Genomic DNA, 16,857 nt, shown 5'->3' with positions numbered 1-16,857 from the left:
GGTAGGGGTTGGCGGGGTTTTCGCAGGGCCAGGGGAGCGGTGTGGGGGTCGCACAACCCCCACACGATCCGCTAATTCGCCTGGTCAGCATGGATGTGGGGGTCACGTGTGGGGGTTGTGTGGGTGTGGGGGTCCCCCACGTGGGGGTTGTGGGGGCCGGCAAGGGCGCTGGGCGGCCCTTCCGCTGACCCTTGCTGGTCACGCTGGGTGGCGGTGGTGAAGTCGGCGAGGTCGTAGCCTCGGCGCCGCTGGCCGCCCTTCAGGAAGGCGTTCGGGCGGGCGGTCACGCCGTACGGCGCGAGCGCGGCGGCCAGCTCGTACTTGTTGGGGAAGCCCAGCGCGGCGGCCAGGTCTTCGGAGTGGATCCGGTCGTCGCCCTCGGCGTGGAAGACCGCCATGGCGCGGCGGATCAGTTCCGGAGCCTCGGCCGGGGCGGGGAGGACGCCGGGGGCGATTCGCACGGCCGCCTGGGCGGGCTGGTTGGCCATGGCGGCGGCGATCTCGGACGGGTGCGGCCAGTCGGCCATGTTGCCGCCCATGATGAGCGTGAAATCCCGCCCTGGGACAGCGGGCGCGGGCGCGGGCGTGCGGACGGCCGGGAGCTGCGCACGCCCTTCCTCCTCTCCTGCCTCGTCGTAGTCGTCCTCGTTGTGTTCGGTGAACGCGACCCGCATCCGCTCGAACCGGGTGTCGAACGCTGCGCCGATCACCGAGCGAGCGGCCCGCTCGGCGGCTGGGTCGAAATCTGGCCGGATGCGGGAGATCGCCACGGCGGCGCGGGTGATCTGCAGGAAGTCCATGAACGCAGCCTTGAAGGGACGCGGCTTCTCCTGGTCGAACTGGATGAACCCGCAGCCCGGCCCGTCGAGGTCCTCCAGGGACAGGCCCCGGCCCCAGCCGAACAGGTAGGAGATCTCCTCGGTGTCCTGCACGAACATGCCGATCCGCAGGCTCGACTGCTTCTTGACGTTGACGGGGATGACGTCCTGTGTGGCGCGCAGGCCGGAGAAGTCCACCTCGATCGCCTCGTTACGGCCGATGCGCTGGATCTCGGCCAGGTTCGAGCGCAGCTCGGCGTAGCGCGGCTCCGAGGTCTGGCCCATCGCTTCAGCGGACTCGTCCACGATGATCTTGTAGGCGGGCAGGTCCACGCTGATGGGCAGCAACTGGCTGTTGGCGGCCTTCTTGATCCGCCGGGTGGAGCGCTTGCGGTCCTTGGCGATCGCCAGCATGGCTCGCGACACCAGCAGGGCCTCGTCGATGTTGGAGGCGGCCCAGCCGAGCGGGCACCGGTCGATGTCGCCCTCGATCCACGGGTCGAGCCACGGCTGCGACAGGCCGCCGCCGTTGAGGTCGATGTGGATGACGATGGCGTCACGCGAGCGGCCGGCCTCGCAGGTGAGGACGTGCTGGAGCATGGTCTTGCCTGAGCCGCGCTGGCCGGTGATGAGTCCGGCCTTCTGCCGGAGCACGACCTGGACGGGGGAGCCGTCGCGGTACTCGCCGAGCGTTTTGGGGTCCAGGAAGCTGGTCGGGCTGAAGTCTTCCGGGTAGGGGATGGTCTCGGCGAGCCGGTTGACGATGCCGACGCGCATCCATGCCGAGCCCCGGTCGGGGCCCTTGGTGACCTCGATGCCGCAGCCGTTGGGGAGTTTGGCGTTGGTGGCCATGGTGTCGGCGCCGCGCTCCAGATCGGCCCGGGTACGGCCCGGGGTCTCGATGCGGGTGAGCAGGTCGTAGCCGGTGCGGCCGGGCCACCAGCGCACCTCCTCGATCCGGACGTTGAAGTGGCAGTTGAGCAGGACGCGCCGCTCCCAGTCCTGGGCGAGGCGGGAGGTGGAGCTCAGCACGAGCGCGCCCCGCCCCACGCTGGCCTCCAGGCGCTGCCGCTCGCGGTGGGCGAGCGGTGAGCCGAGCACGGCGGCCAGCGTGCCGATGCCGAGGGTGGCGAAGGAGCTGGGTTGCCACATGTCGGTGGCCAGAACCCAGGTGAGCCAGGTCCCGGCACCGCACCAGCACGCCAGCCGGTACAGCAGCGCGGATGGGGCGGCTTGGGCGTTGGCCAGCACGGTGGCCCCCGCGGCCGCCACGGTGCCGGCTGCACCCCAGAGGGGGTGAAAGCCGAACGTGTCGGCGAGGGCTCCGGTCGCCGCGAGGGTGGCGTTGGCCTGGGCGGCGGCGGACAGGGCACCCTGAAGCGCGGACGGCCGCCTGCCGTTGCGCTGTGGGGTGGTGGCCACGTGCTTCTCCTTTTGGTGCAGGTGCGGGGGTTGAGGGCGGGGCGGGGTCAGGCGTTGATGTCCCACTTGTGCTCGTTGACGCGGGGCGCGTCGTGGCGTGCGATGTCTTCGGCGTGAGCGCTGCGGAAGGTGACGGCGAGCTGGCGGGCGGGCGCGATGACGGCGGAGAACCCCTTCACCACGTGGGCGAATTCCTCGATCACGGCCGCGTGGATGGGGTGGGTGGCCTGGAGTCGCTGCCCGAAACGGGTGACAGCCACGGCAAGGTTTTCCGGCACCTGGTACATGGCGTCCATGTGCGCGGCGAGGTCCATCATGCGGGGCACGTCGTACTGGGTGCCTGCGGTGATCATCTCGACGGACATGAGGACGAGCGGGTTCTCGCCGATCGCGCTGTAGGTGATGCTGCTCATGCGGGGGCTCCTCGTTCGGTATGCCGGGGGTTCGGTGCGGGGGCGGTCGTGCTTGGCCTGGTCAGGCTTGGGTTGGCCGGTCGGGGTCTCGCCGGTGGGGGAGGCCTCGGAGGTGGAGGTGGGATCGGCTACGTCGCCGGGTTGTCCGGCGGCGGGGGACTTGCCGAGGAGGCGTCGGGCCCGCGCGACGAGGCGAGCGAGCAGTGCGTACAGGCCCAGTCCCGTGTCGGTGTCCCACGCGTGGAGGCGGGCCACCAGCCGGGACATCGCCGGTCGGAAGCGGCGCGTCCGAGCGGTGCGGTGCTCGCGGCGGCCGGTGCGCCGGTTCACCCACCGGGCCATGGTGCGACCGGCCTGGCGGGCGTGGACGAACCGCTGCGTCCTCTCCGACCGGCGTCCGGTCGAAGAGGCGGCGGTAGAGCCGTTCCTGCTGGTCGAACCCCTTGAACGCCGGGCCTTTTGGACCTTCCCATATGGGAAGTTCTCTTGGGCAGCGCGTCCGAGGCGGCTGCGGCGGCGGGCAGGCCGACCGCCTGCGGGGCTGGCATGCGCCGCTTCGGCGCGGCCGGCACGTGCTGCGCGGCTCTTGCGCGAGGCCGCCGCGCCGCCGGTCGCGCCCTCTCTCCCGCCGGGACGCTTCCTCAGCAGGGCGCCGCGGCGGTGAGCGACGTAGAGAGCGCCGCCGCCGACGACAGCGGCGCCACTCGCGGCCAGTCCACCCACGCCCGCCAGTTCGTAGAGGCCGGTGGCCACCAGGACGGCCGTCGACAGGCCGCCGACCAGCGCGGTCCGACCCGGCGCCGACGACGTGCCCTCGGCCGGGGTGGAGGTGGGTTGAGCGGAGTCGGCCGGTGCTGACTCGATGGTGGGCGGGGGCGTCTCCTCGACGGCGGTCTCGTCGTCGGAGTCGGTGAGGTTCTCGACGGGAACGAACGTCACGGGGTCACCTCGATGAAAGTCGTCACCGTCGTGAGCAGAGCGGTGAGGTCGCCGCGCAGCCAGGCCAGGGCGGTGGCTGCTGCGGCGGATGCGGCGATCACGGCTCCGAGCTCGAGGGCAGCCAGGTGCAGGTGGTGCCAGTCGCGGGTGTGGCCGAGGCCGGAACAGCCCCAGCACTTGCCGATTAGGTGGCCGTGGTAGGTGGTCGAGCCCCCGCCCCGGCACTGCGGGCAGGGCTCGCGAGGAGGGATCAGCATCGGGGCGCCCTTTCGGATCGGCTCTTGCGTTCTACACCCGTCAAGGTAACTTGATGGGTGTAGTTGTGCAAGGGAGGTGTTGACGTTGATGGCCCCAGTCGGTACCGCTGTAGCGCCGTGTGCTGGCACTCTTGTCGCACGGCACCAGCGACTTCAGGGAGTGATGGGTGGGATGAGCGCCGAGGCGCATGCCTTCGAAGAGATCGCGGCCAAACTGCTCGGCGCGATCGAAGCAGGCGACTACCAGCCCGGCGACCAGCTGCCCAGCGAGCATGACCTCGCGGCTCGGTACGGCGTGGGCCGCAACACGGTGCAGCGCGCCTTGCGGGTGCTGATCGACAGGGGAGTCGCAGAGGCGAAGAGACGGCGCGGCACGTTCGTCCGCGTCTATGACCGGCAGCTCGTCGACACGAGCCTACGATCAGCTGGCCGGGAGTTCGGCGCCCGGGTCATGGTCATGATCGTCGAACCGCCCGCGCGCGTCGCCGAGCGGCTACCCGGCGAAAGCGACGTCGTGCGGCGGCGCGTCATCGGCACCGCCCTGCACGACACCTACTATGCGGGCCGGGTCAGCGACGCGGTCCCCGAGTTGAAGCAGCCGCGGCCGCTGGACGATCCGGACTCGATCCTGATGGAGCGGGCAGGCCTGGAGGTGCGGCAGCGCGCCACGGTGTTCGCGCGCATGCCGACGAGCGAGGAGGAGCGCCTTCTAGGTCTCCCGCCGGGCACGCCGGTGTTGGAGCAGGTGACCTCTCTCGTGGACGGCGAGGGAGCGACGGCGGCGGTGCGGGTCGAGGTGTACGCCAGTGACCGGCATGCCCTCGATATCGAGCTGGCTCACTGAGATCCACCGGTCAGCGACGCATCCTGTGCCGGGGCGAGATCACTACCGCCAGGGAAGATGCGTCCTAGACGGCGGTGGGGTGCGGCCGAGTGTAGGTGAGCTGCCAGGCTCTGCTGCCGCAGGCCATCGCATCCAGGCTGGGCTCATCCAGCGTCACGGGGCCAAGCAGGAGTGCGGCCGCCATCAACCGGACCCCGTCACGCCTCTCCCCCTGCGGAAGACGCGGCGTCGACGAGAACGATCTTCGCCACCCGCAGATCCATACTCGACCCCGACCGGGCCGTGCCCCGCCAGAACTCGAGATCCTCGTGGGCCTGCTTCCTCGTGGCGCGCATGCGCGGCGTCATCCACCCCGAATTGTCGCCAGCCTGAGCGACGTCGACGACGACGAACCCCACCGGCGCCTCGGCGTCGATTTCGGATGCATGCTGGTCTTGCGTGACGGTGGTCATGGGGCAGAGCCTTCCTCGGAGGTGAGAACCAGGGACCCGGACGACAGGAGCCGGATCAGGACGTCGCCGCGACCGGCTTCCTCGCAGACGCGGCACACGGACAGCTCGTTGGGGTCGGGGGCGGGCGTAGTCGCGGCCTCGTGGTGGAGGCCGCAGACGAGCTGCGGTGCGCGCACGCACTGGCGCTCGCAGGTGAAGGTGATCATGTGCGTGGCGGGCTCGCCGCAGGGGCCGAGGTCGATGCCGAAGAACGACGCCGCGACTTCGCATCGCGGCGCTCCGCTCGCCTTCTCGCTGATGGGTGCGAGCGGCGTGCCGGTGAGTTCGCCGGGCTCCGGTACGGAGCAGGGGATGATCGCCGCCACGAACGCTCCGGGCTGTCCAGGCAGAGCAAGCCGGTAATGGATCTCGCCCCGCTCGAAGCAGATCATGCAGCCGACATCGTGTTCGCTGAGACACACCCAGGCCACGGTCAGCTGCTCCAGCGCCGGGGGGATGACAACGTCCTCGCTGGCGGCGAACTCGCGCGCCTGCTCCAGGATGGCGGCGGCTGACGCCGCGGCGCTGGTGGGCACGAGGAGGACCAGGCCTTCGGCACCCAGGAGGAGCTCGATCCGGTCAGCCACGCTCGGGTCCTCTCATCGGGCGGGCGGAGCGGATCTCGTCGAGTGTTTCCGCGACGGCATGCCCCGCGGCGTCGACGCCGGCGCGGTAGCCGAGCCGGTAGGTGTCCTCGTCGGCCGCGACGAGCAAGGTCAGGAGACGGCCCTGGGCGCGGGCTACCACCACGCTCCAGGTGGGGTGACCGGTCACGCGCGCGTCGGTGGTGTACCAGTTGCCGAAGTTGTACCGGTCGGACACCCACACCTCTTGGCGAAGGCCGCCCCAGTCGATCGCGACGACGGAGCCCTGGGGCGGCTCCTCGAGGATGGTTTCGGGCATCACTGCTCCTCTGTACGGGACGGGTGGTAGGCGATCTCGGTCAGGACGGCGCGCGGCCACCCGGTGGTGGCTTCGTCACGCCGGTAGACGCGCACCTCCTGGCAGGCCGGGCAGCGATTGGCCTGGTAGCAGATGACGGGCTTCCGGCCGGCCCTGGAATCGAGGCCGAACGTGATCTGCTGAGGGCCGGGGTGCGCGCACTGCTCGCACGCCGAGTCGACGTGGGAGAGCAGGGGCGCGGCCTGCCAGCGCCGCCACGTGATCGGGGTGGCGCCGTCGAGACGGGGGAGCGCGGGGATGGAGCGCTGCCGTACGGTGAGCGCCGCCTCCAGAGTGGTGACCTGCGCGCGCAGGGCGGCCAACTCGACGTCATCCATCGCACACCCCCACCGTCCGCGTGGTGGCGGCGCTCATGCGGCGCTCTCCTCGGCGGCGGACTGCTGCTTGCTGGCGCGGGCGGCCTGGACCCGCTTGGGGTGGATCTTGTTGAGGAGCGGCATCTCCTCCTGGTCGGTGTTGAGGCACCAGGAGCCCTCATCGGCGCCGCACGTCTCGCAGTAGATCTGCTTGGCCTGCTGGAGATCCTTCTCGTGCGCTGTGGGCGTCTTGGGGCCCAGGACCGCTCTGGCCGCCGTGATCGCTGCGCGGGCGACGTCTCCGCGCTCTACAGGGGCCTTCTGGGGCCGGGGGCGGGGCGTCTCGTCGTCGGAGGCGATGGCGGTGATCGCCGCCAGTTCCTTGAGCCGGTCCTGCCAGGACGGAGGAATCGGCGTGCCCAAGGCCGCAGGCGTCGGAGCGGGGGCGGCCGCGCTGGTCGTGGTGGGCGGCGTGGACGGTGGGGGTGTGTCGGTGCGGTGCGCTCCGCCCTGGCAGGCCGGGCAGTCCCCGCCCTGATCGAGGTCCTGGCCGTCCTCGCAGCGCGCGTTGGCGCACTGGCGGGCCCGAACCAGGGTGATGGCGGCGGCCACCGGGTCGTTGACGCGGGCGTGCTCGTTGGTGTGCAGCCACCACGTCCAGCGGCGCTCCACCCGCTCGACCAGCTCGGCCGGGGTGCGGGTGGCCAACTCCCGCTGAATCGCAGTCAGCACCTGGCCCGACGCCCCGCGGCTGATCCGGCGGCGCAGGTCCTCGGGCAGTGCCGCGAACACTGCGGCGGCGGGCGCCACCCGCGGAGCGTTCCTCGCCTGCTCGCGATCTGCCTTCGTCGCTGCCGGGGTTTCGCTTCCGGCCGGGACGGCCGCGACCTCGAGGCGCCTACCACCTGTAGGTGAACCGCCTACGGCGGGAGAAGAAGAGGACGGGTCTATGGACGGGTCTATGGACGGGTCGGGTGCAACCACCGCACCCCGTTCGTGCGCCGGTTGCACCCCGTTGCTGCGCTGGTTGCACCCCGTGCCGTCGTTCGCACCCCGCTTGGCGCGGGGTGCAACCGCTGCACCCCGCGATGTTTCCGCAGGTCGGACGGTTGCGTATCGGGCGGTGATGCCGGGGAAGGTGCGCTCCAGGCTCTCCAGGTCGTCGGCGTCGAGGTCGTCGCGGATCAGTTCCATTGACAGGTCCCACACCTGAGGGCGGCGGTCGCCTCGCTTGATCTTCGCCGCGACGATCGCCTGGTCACCCTCACGGATGACCCCCTCCTCGGCGAGCCTGTCGAGGGCGGTGCGCACGGTCCGCTCGGACAGCCGGGTGTACCGGACGAGGGTGTTGACACTGGGGAAGGCATCGCGGCCGGTGCTGTCGGCGTTGTTTGCCAGGCCCACCAGGACGAACGCGCACGCGCTGTTGGGCTTGCCGCCGCCGTCCTTGGGGATGGGGGCCAGATTGAGCGCCCAGGAGATCGCTTCAACGCTCATCGGGCGCTCGCAACGGCATAGGGGTGACGCCCGGCGGAGCTTGCCTCGGGCGCGGAGATGTCGGGGGTTCCAAGCCCGGCCAGCCAGCCCGCCAGCTCCTCGTTCGAGGGTGGGGTCAGGCTCTCGGGCGCGACGGAAGACGCCGCGGTGGCGCGGCGCTTCCGGAAGTCGAACAGCATGCTGCGGGTCTTTTCTGTCGGTGGGGGACCGATGCGCGCGCCCCCGGCACAGGGGTGCCGAGAGTGCGCGCGGACGAAAACACTTCGAGGTGTTTGCGTCCAGCCGGGAAGATCTGGGCCGCGTTCACGCAGGTAGATGCGGGGGTGTTCGTGCATCCCGGGCGTGTCGCGGAAGAGGGGCGGGTGCGGCTGTGCGGCTAGCTCGCCGCCCTGCGCTGGCGGGTGAGGTACTCCGCGCGGAGCTCGTCGGCGTTGAGGCCGCCGCGCACCATGAACAGGTCGCGCATCCGCAGCGCCTCCTCCAGGCACACCGTGCGGACCGGGCAGCCGGAGCAGTACGACTTGGCCTTCTCCTCGTCATACGGCGGGCGCGGCTCGCCGTTCCGCAAGGCGGCTTCGTCGTTGCAGAAGATCCAGTGGTCGGCACCCTTACAGGCGGCCCGCTCGTGCCAGCCGGGCGTGATCCGGGCGCGTCGAAGCTTGGCCATCAGTGGTCACCATCCGCTGCGGGCAGGGCGAGCATCGCCGCCAGGCGCGCGCCGCCGAACAGGCCCGCCCGGTAGGCGTCCTCGATCACCTGGGCGGCGTCGTCGGTGAACTTGACCGTGGGGGAGGGGTTGGTCGGGATGACCTTCACGCCGGGGATGTGAACGACTTCGCCGGTGCGGGGGTGGACGGTGACGCCGTTCTTGGCCGCCTCGGTGAGCAGGGTGAGGAACGCGGGCCGCACCTCCACCGTGAGCTGGGCGCGGCCGGGCCCGAGCAGCGAGTCGAGCGCGGCGATCACGCGCTCGGCCTCGTCTGCCTTCACCTCCACGGTGATGGTGCGCGCCACCTCGGTCGGGGCCTGCTGCTCCACCCATTCCACGCAGGCGTCCGAGTCGGTGACCTTGAGCTGGTAGCCGACCTTCGGCTGCGTCACGGTCGCGAACTGACGTCCGGCGATGTGCGCGATCTCGGTCCCGCCGGGCGCGAGCAGTGGCATCCCGTCGTCGGCGTCGGCCTTCAACGTCTTGATGCGGTCGCTAATGACCTTGCCGATCCTGTGCTTCTCCAGGTAACGGGCCATGGCCAGTTCCGTGGCGACGGCCCTGCCGGAGGGGGCCGCCGGGGCGGCGGGCACAAAGCCCGCCGCCTGGGCGTCGTTGGTGCTCATGAGCTCAGCGCCTCCGAGACCGTCTCCCTCGCCACCGCGTCGTGGTACGCCCGCGCGGCGGTATTACGCTCGGCGAGCAGTTGTTCCCGCTTCGGCATGAACACCTCGCCCAGAGCGTTCGCGAGGTCGCTGCCCGGGACGATCCGCCCAGCGTTGAATTCCGCGTCGATGCGGTTGCCGATCTCGATCATCTCGTCGAAGGTCTGAGCCGCATGGATCTCGGCCGTGATGTTCACCAGCCACAGCGGGTCAGGGCCAGACGGAGGGGGAGGAGCCGCCGCAGCAGAGCGGCCACCTCGGCGCGGGCCCTCTTCGGCCTCGGGCATGTCCTTGCGCCACAGGTCCAGGGCGACACCGAAGCGCATCCCGCCGTTGCGGAACGCATCACCGATCGCCTCCTTGACCGCGTTCGGGCCGGTCTTGCCCTGCGCGTCGCCATAGCCCAGCCGAGTCACCCCGGCGATCGTCAGCTTGATCCACAGCCCGCCGTGCTGATCGAACGCGGGTAGGCCGAGCTGGTCGAACGCGAGCGGCTCCCAGTTCCACCACGGGTCCACCTGCAGGAACCGGTCGGTGATGTCAGCGTGGCCGACGTAGTCGAGGTGGATGTGCTGGGTCGACACCATGCCGCTGCAGGTGTCGCACCACTTCTTCTGATGCTCGTTGCACGAGCCGAAGTTCTTCGAGCAGGCGCGGCAGGTGACGCGGGGCAACTTGCCGATCTTCTCAGGCGGGAAGACGGCACGCAGCTTCTCGGCGACCTCGGGCGTCATCACGACCGGACTCGACGGGGTTGTGCTGGACAAGGCGATGCTCCGTTCCTGGGGCTATGCCCCGCGCGCCGGGACCGCAGGTTCCCGCCGCGTGAGGCGTGTTCTTCGAGCAGATCCCTAGGGCGTCGCGCATCGTAGGCGACACCCCCGCTAACCGCTCAAAGTGTATGGGTTATTTACTAAGATCAGCCTACTGCTCCCTGAATCAGGCGTCAATACACCCCGCCCGTCGCAGCTGCAACCCGAACTCTGCACTTTCATGCAGCTTCAAGTACCTGCGCCGCAAACCACCCCTCAGGTCTTAAATTGTGGCCAGAAGATCTCTAGGCTTCCCCATGAACGCAGAACCACATAGCCTCACCCGGAATCCGCAGCTTCCCGGTAGGAGCCGCTGGCAGGGACACCCCCGCCGCCGACGCCACAGGAGACCACCTTCCCCATGTCTCACCACGAGCCGCCCGACGACGGGTTCGACCTGAAATTCACCACGGCCGACATGACTGGAGACCAAGTCGCCCGACTCGGCCTCTCCAACGCGGCCGCCGCCACCGTCGACCGGCTGCTCGACGTCGTCTCCACCATCGACGACGACCGCCGCGACATCACCGGCCTCACCCGCGAAGCGCTCGACATCCTCAAGACGGTCAACAAGGTCGTCGCCCGCGCCATCATGACCGACAAGATGCGCGGCGCCACCGACGCCGAACTGGCCGACGCCTTCCGCATGAACGAATTCGACTGGGTCCGCCAATTCGGCCACCTCGACATCACCCACCTCGCCGACGACCCCCACGCCGTCTGGCAGCAACTCCGGCCGAACTGCCCCTCAACCATCCACGACACATGCCCTGACGACCCCGCCATGGCCGCCCACGTCCTCGACGAGTGGATGCTGCGCCACCTCGACCGCCGCGAGGTCGTACCCCCGCCCCCGCACCCGGTCTCCGCCGGCCTCTAGCCAGGCCGCGCCGCGCTCATGCGAAAGGGCCCACCCCGTCCGGGGTGGGCCCTTTCGCGTTCTCGAGCTGGGGTGCGCGGCAACCCGACAGAGGGAGCTACCCGAAGGCCGCCCTGCGGTCCCCTAGAAGAGCGCCGCGCACAAGCACTAAGCCCCAGGAAGGACCCGGCCATCGCTGGCCACGTGCGCGCCCATCATAAACACGCCAACGGGCATTTACACAGCCGACGACTGCCCGCCAGAGACAGGCAGCGGCCGCACCACGTTGTACAGAGCGGAGATCACCGCGGCCCCCGCCGCCTGACCCACCGCCAGCAGGATCATCTTCAGATCGCCCGAGGCGACACCCGCGGCCGCGCCACCGCCAGCGACGATCGCGCCCGCCAGCACGTTCTGCCACAGGGTGCGGTTCGCGCGCAGCGGCACCTCGCCGACAGCCGGAGCACCCGCAGGCGCGACCCTGTTGTGAATCCACGCCAACACCGCGGCGAGCGCGGCCTGGCCGCCGACCACGCCGAGCGTGCCCGCGTCAGTCGCATCGCCAGCCGTCACCACGGCCGCGCCGCCGGCGACCACCGCGACGGACAGGATGTTCTGCAGGAGGGAGCGGCCCGCGCGCAGCAGCGCCTCGGAGATGCCCGGAATCCGGTGAACCATGATCGTGGCTCCTTCGGGAAGGGATTGGACTGTCCGAGCGCGGATGGTGCACGAGCAGAGGGCTTACGTCGCCCGAGCCTGGTCAGGCCGTGTCAGGCCCACATCTTCAGGGCGATGCCGAGCACGCCGAACAGGGCGGAGACGCCGATCGCCATCCACGTGGAGAACCGCTTGGCGCTGTCGCCCATCGTCTGGATGCGGGACCGCTCGGCCGCCCGATCCTCCGCCGCGGCCTGGATGCCTCTGGCGTGCTCGTCCAGCCGCTCCGACACCACGCGGTAGTTCTCGGCGACCACGCTGGCCAACTCGTCGTGGCGCCGCTCGCCCTGTTCCATCCTCTGCAGGATCAACGCCAGCTGCCCCTTGGTCTCGGTGAACCCGAGCTCGGCAATCCGCCGCGTGTCAGCCACTTGGCCCACGAGCCACACCTGCTGCTCGCTCTGCTCCGGCTCGGCCATCCCGCACCCCCATACGCCTGACTCATGTAGGGGCGGCACGATAGGGACGAACCAGGCTTACGTCGCAGCCTGCGCCCCACGCGGCGGGGCCCAATCCGGTGATTCCGCTTGCAACGGCCCACGCCACACGATGGAGTTCCCGTATGGAAAGCTCTCCGGACCTGGGTGAAGACCGGGGCGCGCTGGCGCACTACTCGACCGGCCGCCTCACCACCCAGCAGGCCGAGACGGTCGCCGCGTGGCGTGAGCGGCTCCAACAGGACGAACCGCTTCCCGGCCTCAAGCACAAGGGGCCGACGCTGCGCACCTTCTACAACCTCGACGACCGGCCGCCCGCCTCCTGCTCCGATGTGATCGCCGCCGCCGTCCAGCGCTTCCTGGAACAGCGGCCACCCGACCCGCTGCACGTGGTCCGCTACCACTACCAGGCCGTCCAGGCCCAGAAACGAGCAGGGCAAGGCCACTACAGCCCGGCGGCGCCCATCCACCAGCAGGTCAGCTTCTACCTGACCGAGCAGCTCACCGCGGTGTACGAGGCGCTCCGCAAAAGCTGCGAGTCGGCGATGGTCGCCCTCATCGCCGAGTTGGAAGAGCAGGCGGCCGCAGAGATCCCCGACCACGACCCGGACACCGGCGAGGTGAGACCGCCCAGACTGTTGGCCGGGCTGCGCGCCATGACGGTGCGCATGAGGCTCGCCGGCCGGGGCCTACCCGACAGGCCAATCCGGATCACCGGTGGCGTGATCGCCCGCATGGCGATCGACCAGGCCGCCCGCCGCAAGGTCGACAACGTCCTGCTGGACGCCGTCCGCTACGCCTCCGACGTGCACGATCAGCCCCATCGGGCCCGGCGCGACATGCACCGACTGCGCCGCTGACCTCCAGGCCGTGGACCTGCACCAGGCAGAGCCCGGCGCAGATCCAGCAAGCTTCCCGTATGGAAAGTTCCGTTGCTTGTGCGGGCTACGGCTTGACGATGGGGTAGGACACGCCCGCCATCAGCGGGATCTCTGGCCGCGGTGTGAACGGTACGGCGTCAGCCTCGAAGATCTGCGGAAGCTGCGTAGCGCCCTGGACGAGGACGTTGCGCGGCCGCAAGCCGTTGACGAAGCCGAACCCTGTGGTGGCGGCGCAGGACAGGAACGTCGGCATGTGGGTGGCGAAGGACGGAACCTGCGCCACCAACCACACCGGCCGGTCCTCCTCGGCGGCCATCACCGGCTTATCCAGGTTGGCCCACCGCCAGCCCGTCCCTCCAGTGAACAGCTCAGGCAGGTGCAGGCTCTGCCCGGCCTTCTCCGCGACGCCGCCGACGTAGACGGCCACCCGCGACTCGTGGCTCATCTCACCCACGCCAGGCTCCAGAACGGCGACGCCAATCGACGCGAGCGACACTCCCGCGGGCAGGATCGCCGTGGCACCCATCAGATACGGGCCGGGAGTGGGGGTCACCTTGAAGGTGCAGTACTGAGGCAGAACCGTGCAGGTGGCGAACCCGTACAGTGACGCCTCTGTGAGCCGCGGCTGCGGGGCCGGCGGCTGGGTCGGCTTGCACGTGCAGTTCACGTTGATCGTCACCTGCTCGGCACATCCGTCGCCGCAGCTCTGGTTGATCGAGATCTGACTCATGATGTCCCCCGAATGGTTGAGGCGAGCGGCCCAGGACGAGCCGCTCTACCGGCCGTGCGGCGGATGTATATCGGCCATCCGAGGTTGCGGCCAGCGGTCACCGATGCCAGCCGCCCACCACCGCCACCGTCGCGGACCCGCTGTTGACCTTCACCTGCACGTCCACCACCTTCCGCGCGCCGAACGCCCACGCCGGAGGAAGGAACCCCGACACCGTCGCCACCCCGGACGCCGTCACCGTTCGAGAGCCGATCTGCGTCCCGTCCGCGCGCACCGCCACCTCACACGACGTCGCGCCCGACAGTGTGACCGACACATCAACCGTCACCGACGACCCCGACCGGGGGAACGTCGTCCACGCCATCCTCGTCAACGTCGTCGACGACGTGCTGGTGGAGTCGGCGACGAACGTCACCGACCGCACCCCCGCCTGCAACTCCAGCGCCTTCACCCGAGCCTGTAGATCGGAGATGATGCGCACCAGGTCCGCCTGCTGCAGGTCCCCGGGACTGATCTTCGCCACGCCGCACCCCTCCTTCTGCTTCTAGTCGACGGCGACGGTGTGCTCGCCCGTCGTGACCGTCACCAACTCGCCCTCGTTGCTGTCGGGCTGCACCTTCAGCGACACGATCTTCATCGGCCGGTCCAGGCCGGGAGCGCCGTCCGGTTGGGCCGGATAGATGTGGTCGGTGATGACGACGCGCGCCTGGCCGCCGAGCTCCCACTGCCACCAGCGCACGTCCGGCGTGATCGCCAGCACAAACTCGAACACCTGCTTGGCGCCCGCCGACGCATCCGACGCCCGCTGTGTCTCGGCATCCAGCGCCGCCTGCGAGGTGAGGCCGTCGAACTGCCATGCCTCCTCGATCAGCGGCCACCCGTCCGACAGCAGGTCATTGCGGGTGACCGAGGCGAGCATGACGCCGCCGTCCGGGCGGCGCAGCTGCCCCCACGTCCTGGTCGCCAGGCCTCGCCGCGTCGAGCGGGAGAAGCCACGCACGTTGCCCGGATACTCGAGCGTCAGGCCGGTGTCGGGCGGGCTGGTGCGGGAGACGCGGCGCAACACGAAGCGGGGCCTGTCGTTGACGGCGTCCCAGGAGGGCTGAACCCACCAGTCGAACCCGCCCGGCGCGGCCGCCACGTCCGCGACCGCGTCCAGGATGCGCACGAAGTCGTCGGCGCGGTACTCCCGGTCGACGGTGCCGGTGCCGGCCACGCCGTCCTGGGTGAGCCATCGCAGGTCCGCGGGGGAGGCGGCGTGCTCCAGCAGCCACGTCACCTCGGTGTGCGGGACGGTGCCGGGGCGCGGGCCGGTGAAGGCGACGTAGCGCTTGCCGTAGATGGCGATGCACTCCTCGGCGGTGATCTTCAGCACGCCGGAGTCGGAGTCGTAGTCCTGCGGGTCGACGATCCGGCCGCCCCACACCAGTTGCTCGCCTCGGTAGACGAGGATCATGGTCCGTTCGGGGCGGGTGGCGGCGGCGATGCGGCCGACCGTGTAGGCGGAGTCGTAGAGCGGGATGTCGGCGGTGAGCTGGCCGCCGCCGTTGAGGGTGATCTCGAAGCTGACGTTCTGCAGCGGCAGCGAGTCCAAGGGGAGATGGGTGTCCCAGTCGTAGAGGACGTACTCGTACGGCGGGGCATCACCCGAGGTGTCTTCCAGGGTGGTGGCCGACTGCATGACGCGGTTGGAGCGGTTGCCGAGCTCGTCGACGGCGTCGACACCCACCGTGTAGGAGACGCCAGGGGTGAGCCCGGTGAAGGTGTAGACGCGGGACGGGATCTCGGCGACGCGCAGACTGCCCAGGTAGAGGCCGTACCCGGTGACGCCGACGTTGTCGTCACTGCTGGGATTCCACGCCAGGGTGATGGCGGTCTTGGAGGTGGCGACCACGGACACGCTGCCGGGCAGCGTGGGCGGCGTCCGGTCAGCTTGCGCCCGGACGGTCCGCGTTCCCCTCGCCGACCGGTTGCCGAGCAGGTCGATGGCATCGACGCTGATCGTGTACAGCGCCCCGGCGCTCAACCCCGTGAACGCCTTGGTGCGGGCCGTCTGGTCAGCGCCCTGCTTCGCACCGTTCAGGTACACGCCGTAGCCAACAACCGACGATTCGTCGTAAGGGGTGTCCCAGCCGACCGTGATCTTGCCCGCGTCCAGGGCGGTCACCCTGACCTGCGGGACGATGGGCGGCGTGGTGTCGTTGATCGGAGTGACCACCAGCTCGGCCTTGGCCGACCGGTTGCCCTTGGCGTCGTAGGCGTCCACCTGGATGGTGACCGACACCCCCGAGGTGAGCCCCGAGAACGTCGCCGACCGGCTGCTCGTCGACCCCTTGGCGACGCCGTTCAAGTAGAAGGTGTAGCCCGACAGGCCGGACCCACTGTCGGTAGAGGCATCCCACGTCACCGTCACCGAGGTGGGCGTCATCGCGGTCAACCGCAGGTTCGTCGGGTCGGTCGGCGGCGTGTTGTCCGGGTTCGGCCCCCACACGCCGCCCGCCCACGCATACGACGTCCCGATCGGCTGATTCGAGATCAGCTGCTTGGACACCGAGATCGAACCGGACACGTACTCGTCGACCGCGGTGGCGCCCCACACCCGCTTCGAGCCGCCGCCATCGGACCAGTCCCGGTAGGTGTAGCCCTTGTGCGTGAAATCGGACGGCCAGGAGACACCGGTGTTGTCGGTGCCCGCGATGTACATCGACACGCCCATGAGGGCGACGCAGCCATCCGGCAGCCCGGACTCTGACCAGTAGGCGGAGGAGACGCCCTCCTTCGCGCTGGCGCTGCCGTAGTAGACCTCGGCGTCGTCCAGCTCGTAGGCCCAGATGAAGATCCGGTCCGTCGCATCGGTGGTGTTGACAGTGACGGAGGAGTCCCCGCCGTAGGAGATTTTCGACAGCATCCGGATGCCGAGCGTGTTAGTCGCCCACTCGTGCTCGGTGAACCCGCCCGAGATGCTGGACACGCCCGCATACGACTGGACGAACAGGACGATCCTGTTCCCCCCGCTGGCGCTGCCGTAGTAGTAGGTGTGCGATGTCGACGGCGACGTCGTGGTGTATGGCGTGACGAATCTGACCAGCCCCACAGGATCCCCCCGG

At 69.9% G+C, this 16,857-nt stretch carries 20 protein-coding genes; 3 read left to right on the top strand and 17 right to left on the bottom strand.

What is annotated here, in order from left to right; translation table 11 throughout:
- Positions 1-71 precede the first annotated feature (71 nt).
- From H4W81_RS46255 to H4W81_RS46245, 3 genes are read right to left on the bottom strand one after another with little or no spacing between them, the layout of a single operon-like run.
- Positions 72-2,240: a hypothetical protein gene (locus tag H4W81_RS46255; protein ID WP_192781581.1), complete on the bottom strand. Its 2,169-nt coding sequence runs from the start codon at positions 2,238-2,240 to the stop codon at positions 72-74.
- Between the two features lie 47 nt (positions 2,241-2,287).
- Positions 2,288-3,592 (bottom strand): hypothetical protein, encoded by a 1,305-nt coding sequence (locus H4W81_RS46250; RefSeq protein ID WP_192781580.1) that lies wholly within the window; start codon positions 3,590-3,592, stop codon positions 2,288-2,290.
- A complete protein-coding gene (locus tag H4W81_RS46245; RefSeq protein ID WP_192781579.1) occupies positions 3,589-3,849 on the bottom strand; it encodes a hypothetical protein in 261 nt (86 codons plus the stop codon). The genes H4W81_RS46250 and H4W81_RS46245 overlap by 4 nt, the downstream gene beginning before the upstream one ends.
- Before the next feature lie 172 nt (positions 3,850-4,021).
- Between H4W81_RS46245 and H4W81_RS46240 the strand changes: the two genes are divergently transcribed.
- The gene (locus tag H4W81_RS46240) at positions 4,022-4,693 is read left to right on the top strand and encodes a GntR family transcriptional regulator (protein WP_192781578.1); all 672 of its coding nucleotides are present in this window, start codon (positions 4,022-4,024) and stop codon (positions 4,691-4,693) included.
- 197 nt (positions 4,694-4,890) lie between these two features.
- Here H4W81_RS46240 and H4W81_RS46235 read toward each other — a convergent pair whose 3' ends face one another.
- The 9 genes from H4W81_RS46235 to H4W81_RS46195 form a co-directional block, all read right to left on the bottom strand.
- Entirely contained in the window at positions 4,891-5,145 is a 255-nt protein-coding gene (locus tag H4W81_RS46235) for a hypothetical protein (protein WP_192781577.1), read from the bottom strand.
- Positions 5,142-5,771, bottom strand: coding sequence for a hypothetical protein (locus H4W81_RS46230; RefSeq protein ID WP_192781576.1), 630 nt, complete (start codon positions 5,769-5,771; stop codon positions 5,142-5,144). The genes H4W81_RS46235 and H4W81_RS46230 overlap by 4 nt, the downstream gene beginning before the upstream one ends.
- A complete protein-coding gene (locus H4W81_RS46225) occupies positions 5,764-6,087 on the bottom strand; it encodes a hypothetical protein (protein WP_192781575.1) in 324 nt (107 codons plus the stop codon). Before H4W81_RS46225 ends, H4W81_RS46230 begins: the two co-directional genes overlap by 8 nt.
- The gene (locus H4W81_RS46220) at positions 6,087-6,464 is read right to left on the bottom strand and encodes a hypothetical protein (RefSeq protein WP_192781574.1); all 378 of its coding nucleotides are present in this window, start codon (positions 6,462-6,464) and stop codon (positions 6,087-6,089) included. Before H4W81_RS46220 ends, H4W81_RS46225 begins: the two co-directional genes overlap by 1 nt.
- A 33-nt stretch (positions 6,465-6,497) precedes the next feature.
- Positions 6,498-7,940 carry a helix-turn-helix domain-containing protein gene (locus H4W81_RS46215; RefSeq protein ID WP_192781573.1) on the bottom strand — a complete coding sequence of 481 codons (1,443 nt, stop codon included), beginning with the start codon at positions 7,938-7,940 and terminating at the stop codon, positions 6,498-6,500.
- Positions 7,937-8,119 carry a hypothetical protein gene (locus tag H4W81_RS46210; RefSeq protein WP_192781572.1) on the bottom strand — a complete coding sequence of 61 codons (183 nt, stop codon included), beginning with the start codon at positions 8,117-8,119 and terminating at the stop codon, positions 7,937-7,939. Before H4W81_RS46210 ends, H4W81_RS46215 begins: the two co-directional genes overlap by 4 nt.
- 197 nt (positions 8,120-8,316) lie before the next feature.
- Entirely contained in the window at positions 8,317-8,607 is a 291-nt protein-coding gene (locus tag H4W81_RS46205) for a WhiB family transcriptional regulator (RefSeq protein WP_192781571.1), read from the bottom strand.
- Positions 8,607-9,275 carry a hypothetical protein gene (locus tag H4W81_RS46200; RefSeq protein WP_192781570.1) on the bottom strand — a complete coding sequence of 223 codons (669 nt, stop codon included), beginning with the start codon at positions 9,273-9,275 and terminating at the stop codon, positions 8,607-8,609. The genes H4W81_RS46205 and H4W81_RS46200 overlap by 1 nt, the downstream gene beginning before the upstream one ends.
- Positions 9,272-10,051 (bottom strand): hypothetical protein, encoded by a 780-nt coding sequence (locus H4W81_RS46195; RefSeq protein ID WP_192781569.1) that lies wholly within the window; start codon positions 10,049-10,051, stop codon positions 9,272-9,274. Before H4W81_RS46195 ends, H4W81_RS46200 begins: the two co-directional genes overlap by 4 nt.
- A 436-nt stretch (positions 10,052-10,487) precedes the next feature.
- On the opposite strand from H4W81_RS46195, the gene H4W81_RS46190 reads away from it, so the two are divergent.
- The gene (locus tag H4W81_RS46190; RefSeq protein WP_192781568.1) at positions 10,488-11,006 is read left to right on the top strand and encodes a hypothetical protein; all 519 of its coding nucleotides are present in this window, start codon (positions 10,488-10,490) and stop codon (positions 11,004-11,006) included.
- A gap of 216 nt (positions 11,007-11,222) precedes the next feature.
- On the opposite strand, the gene H4W81_RS46185 is transcribed toward H4W81_RS46190, so the two are convergent.
- Together H4W81_RS46185 and H4W81_RS46180 are read right to left on the bottom strand one after the other, a co-directional pair.
- Complete coding sequence (locus H4W81_RS46185) at positions 11,223-11,663, bottom strand: hypothetical protein (RefSeq protein ID WP_192781567.1); 441 nt, start codon at positions 11,661-11,663, stop codon at positions 11,223-11,225.
- Between the two features lie 92 nt (positions 11,664-11,755).
- The gene (locus H4W81_RS46180; RefSeq protein WP_192781566.1) at positions 11,756-12,121 is read right to left on the bottom strand and encodes a hypothetical protein; all 366 of its coding nucleotides are present in this window, start codon (positions 12,119-12,121) and stop codon (positions 11,756-11,758) included.
- Between the two features lie 143 nt (positions 12,122-12,264).
- Between H4W81_RS46180 and H4W81_RS46175 the strand changes: the two genes are divergently transcribed.
- On the top strand, positions 12,265-12,999 hold the full coding sequence (locus tag H4W81_RS46175; RefSeq protein WP_192781565.1) for a hypothetical protein: 735 nt from the start codon (positions 12,265-12,267) through the stop codon (positions 12,997-12,999).
- Between the two features lie 85 nt (positions 13,000-13,084).
- Here H4W81_RS46175 and H4W81_RS46170 read toward each other — a convergent pair whose 3' ends face one another.
- The 3 genes from H4W81_RS46170 to H4W81_RS46160 form a co-directional block, all read right to left on the bottom strand.
- Entirely contained in the window at positions 13,085-13,750 is a 666-nt protein-coding gene (locus H4W81_RS46170) for a hypothetical protein (RefSeq protein ID WP_192781564.1), read from the bottom strand.
- Positions 13,751-13,847: 97 nt separating this feature from the next.
- A complete protein-coding gene (locus H4W81_RS46165; protein ID WP_192781563.1) occupies positions 13,848-14,273 on the bottom strand; it encodes a hypothetical protein in 426 nt (141 codons plus the stop codon).
- A gap of 21 nt (positions 14,274-14,294) precedes the next feature.
- A complete protein-coding gene (locus tag H4W81_RS46160; protein ID WP_192781562.1) occupies positions 14,295-16,844 on the bottom strand; it encodes a fibronectin type III domain-containing protein in 2,550 nt (849 codons plus the stop codon).
- Between the last annotated feature and the right edge of the window lie 13 nt (positions 16,845-16,857).

The organism is Nonomuraea africana (assembly GCF_014873535.1).
GTDB lineage: Bacteria > Actinomycetota > Actinomycetes > Streptosporangiales > Streptosporangiaceae > Nonomuraea > Nonomuraea africana.
The sequence above is the reverse complement of the archived record's forward strand: the minus strand, read 5'-3'. Positions and strand labels throughout refer to the sequence as shown.

Excerpts from the sequence above, each read along its gene's own strand:
- H4W81_RS46170 (WP_192781564.1), bottom strand. The coding sequence starts at position 13,750 with ATGAGTCAGATCTCGATCAACCAGAGCTGCGGCGACGGATGTGCCGAG.
- H4W81_RS46225 (WP_192781575.1), bottom strand. The coding sequence starts at position 6,087 with ATGCCCGAAACCATCCTCGAGGAGCCGCCCCAGGGCTCCGTCGTCGCG.
- H4W81_RS46240 (WP_192781578.1), top strand. The coding sequence starts at position 4,022 with ATGAGCGCCGAGGCGCATGCCTTCGAAGAGATCGCGGCCAAACTGCTC.
- H4W81_RS46190 (WP_192781568.1), top strand. The coding sequence starts at position 10,488 with ATGTCTCACCACGAGCCGCCCGACGACGGGTTCGACCTGAAATTCACC.
- H4W81_RS46180 (WP_192781566.1), bottom strand. The coding sequence starts at position 12,121 with ATGGCCGAGCCGGAGCAGAGCGAGCAGCAGGTGTGGCTCGTGGGCCAA.
- H4W81_RS46205 (WP_192781571.1), bottom strand. The coding sequence starts at position 8,607 with ATGGCCAAGCTTCGACGCGCCCGGATCACGCCCGGCTGGCACGAGCGG.
- H4W81_RS46210 (WP_192781572.1), bottom strand. The coding sequence starts at position 8,119 with ATGCTGTTCGACTTCCGGAAGCGCCGCGCCACCGCGGCGTCTTCCGTC.
- H4W81_RS46245 (WP_192781579.1), bottom strand. The coding sequence starts at position 3,849 with ATGCTGATCCCTCCTCGCGAGCCCTGCCCGCAGTGCCGGGGCGGGGGC.
- H4W81_RS46220 (WP_192781574.1), bottom strand. The coding sequence starts at position 6,464 with ATGGATGACGTCGAGTTGGCCGCCCTGCGCGCGCAGGTCACCACTCTG.
- H4W81_RS46215 (WP_192781573.1), bottom strand. The coding sequence starts at position 7,940 with ATGAGCGTTGAAGCGATCTCCTGGGCGCTCAATCTGGCCCCCATCCCC.
- H4W81_RS46200 (WP_192781570.1), bottom strand. The coding sequence starts at position 9,275 with ATGAGCACCAACGACGCCCAGGCGGCGGGCTTTGTGCCCGCCGCCCCG.
- H4W81_RS46185 (WP_192781567.1), bottom strand. The coding sequence starts at position 11,663 with ATGGTTCACCGGATTCCGGGCATCTCCGAGGCGCTGCTGCGCGCGGGC.
- H4W81_RS46235 (WP_192781577.1), bottom strand. The coding sequence starts at position 5,145 with ATGACCACCGTCACGCAAGACCAGCATGCATCCGAAATCGACGCCGAG.
- H4W81_RS46175 (WP_192781565.1), top strand. The coding sequence starts at position 12,265 with ATGGAAAGCTCTCCGGACCTGGGTGAAGACCGGGGCGCGCTGGCGCAC.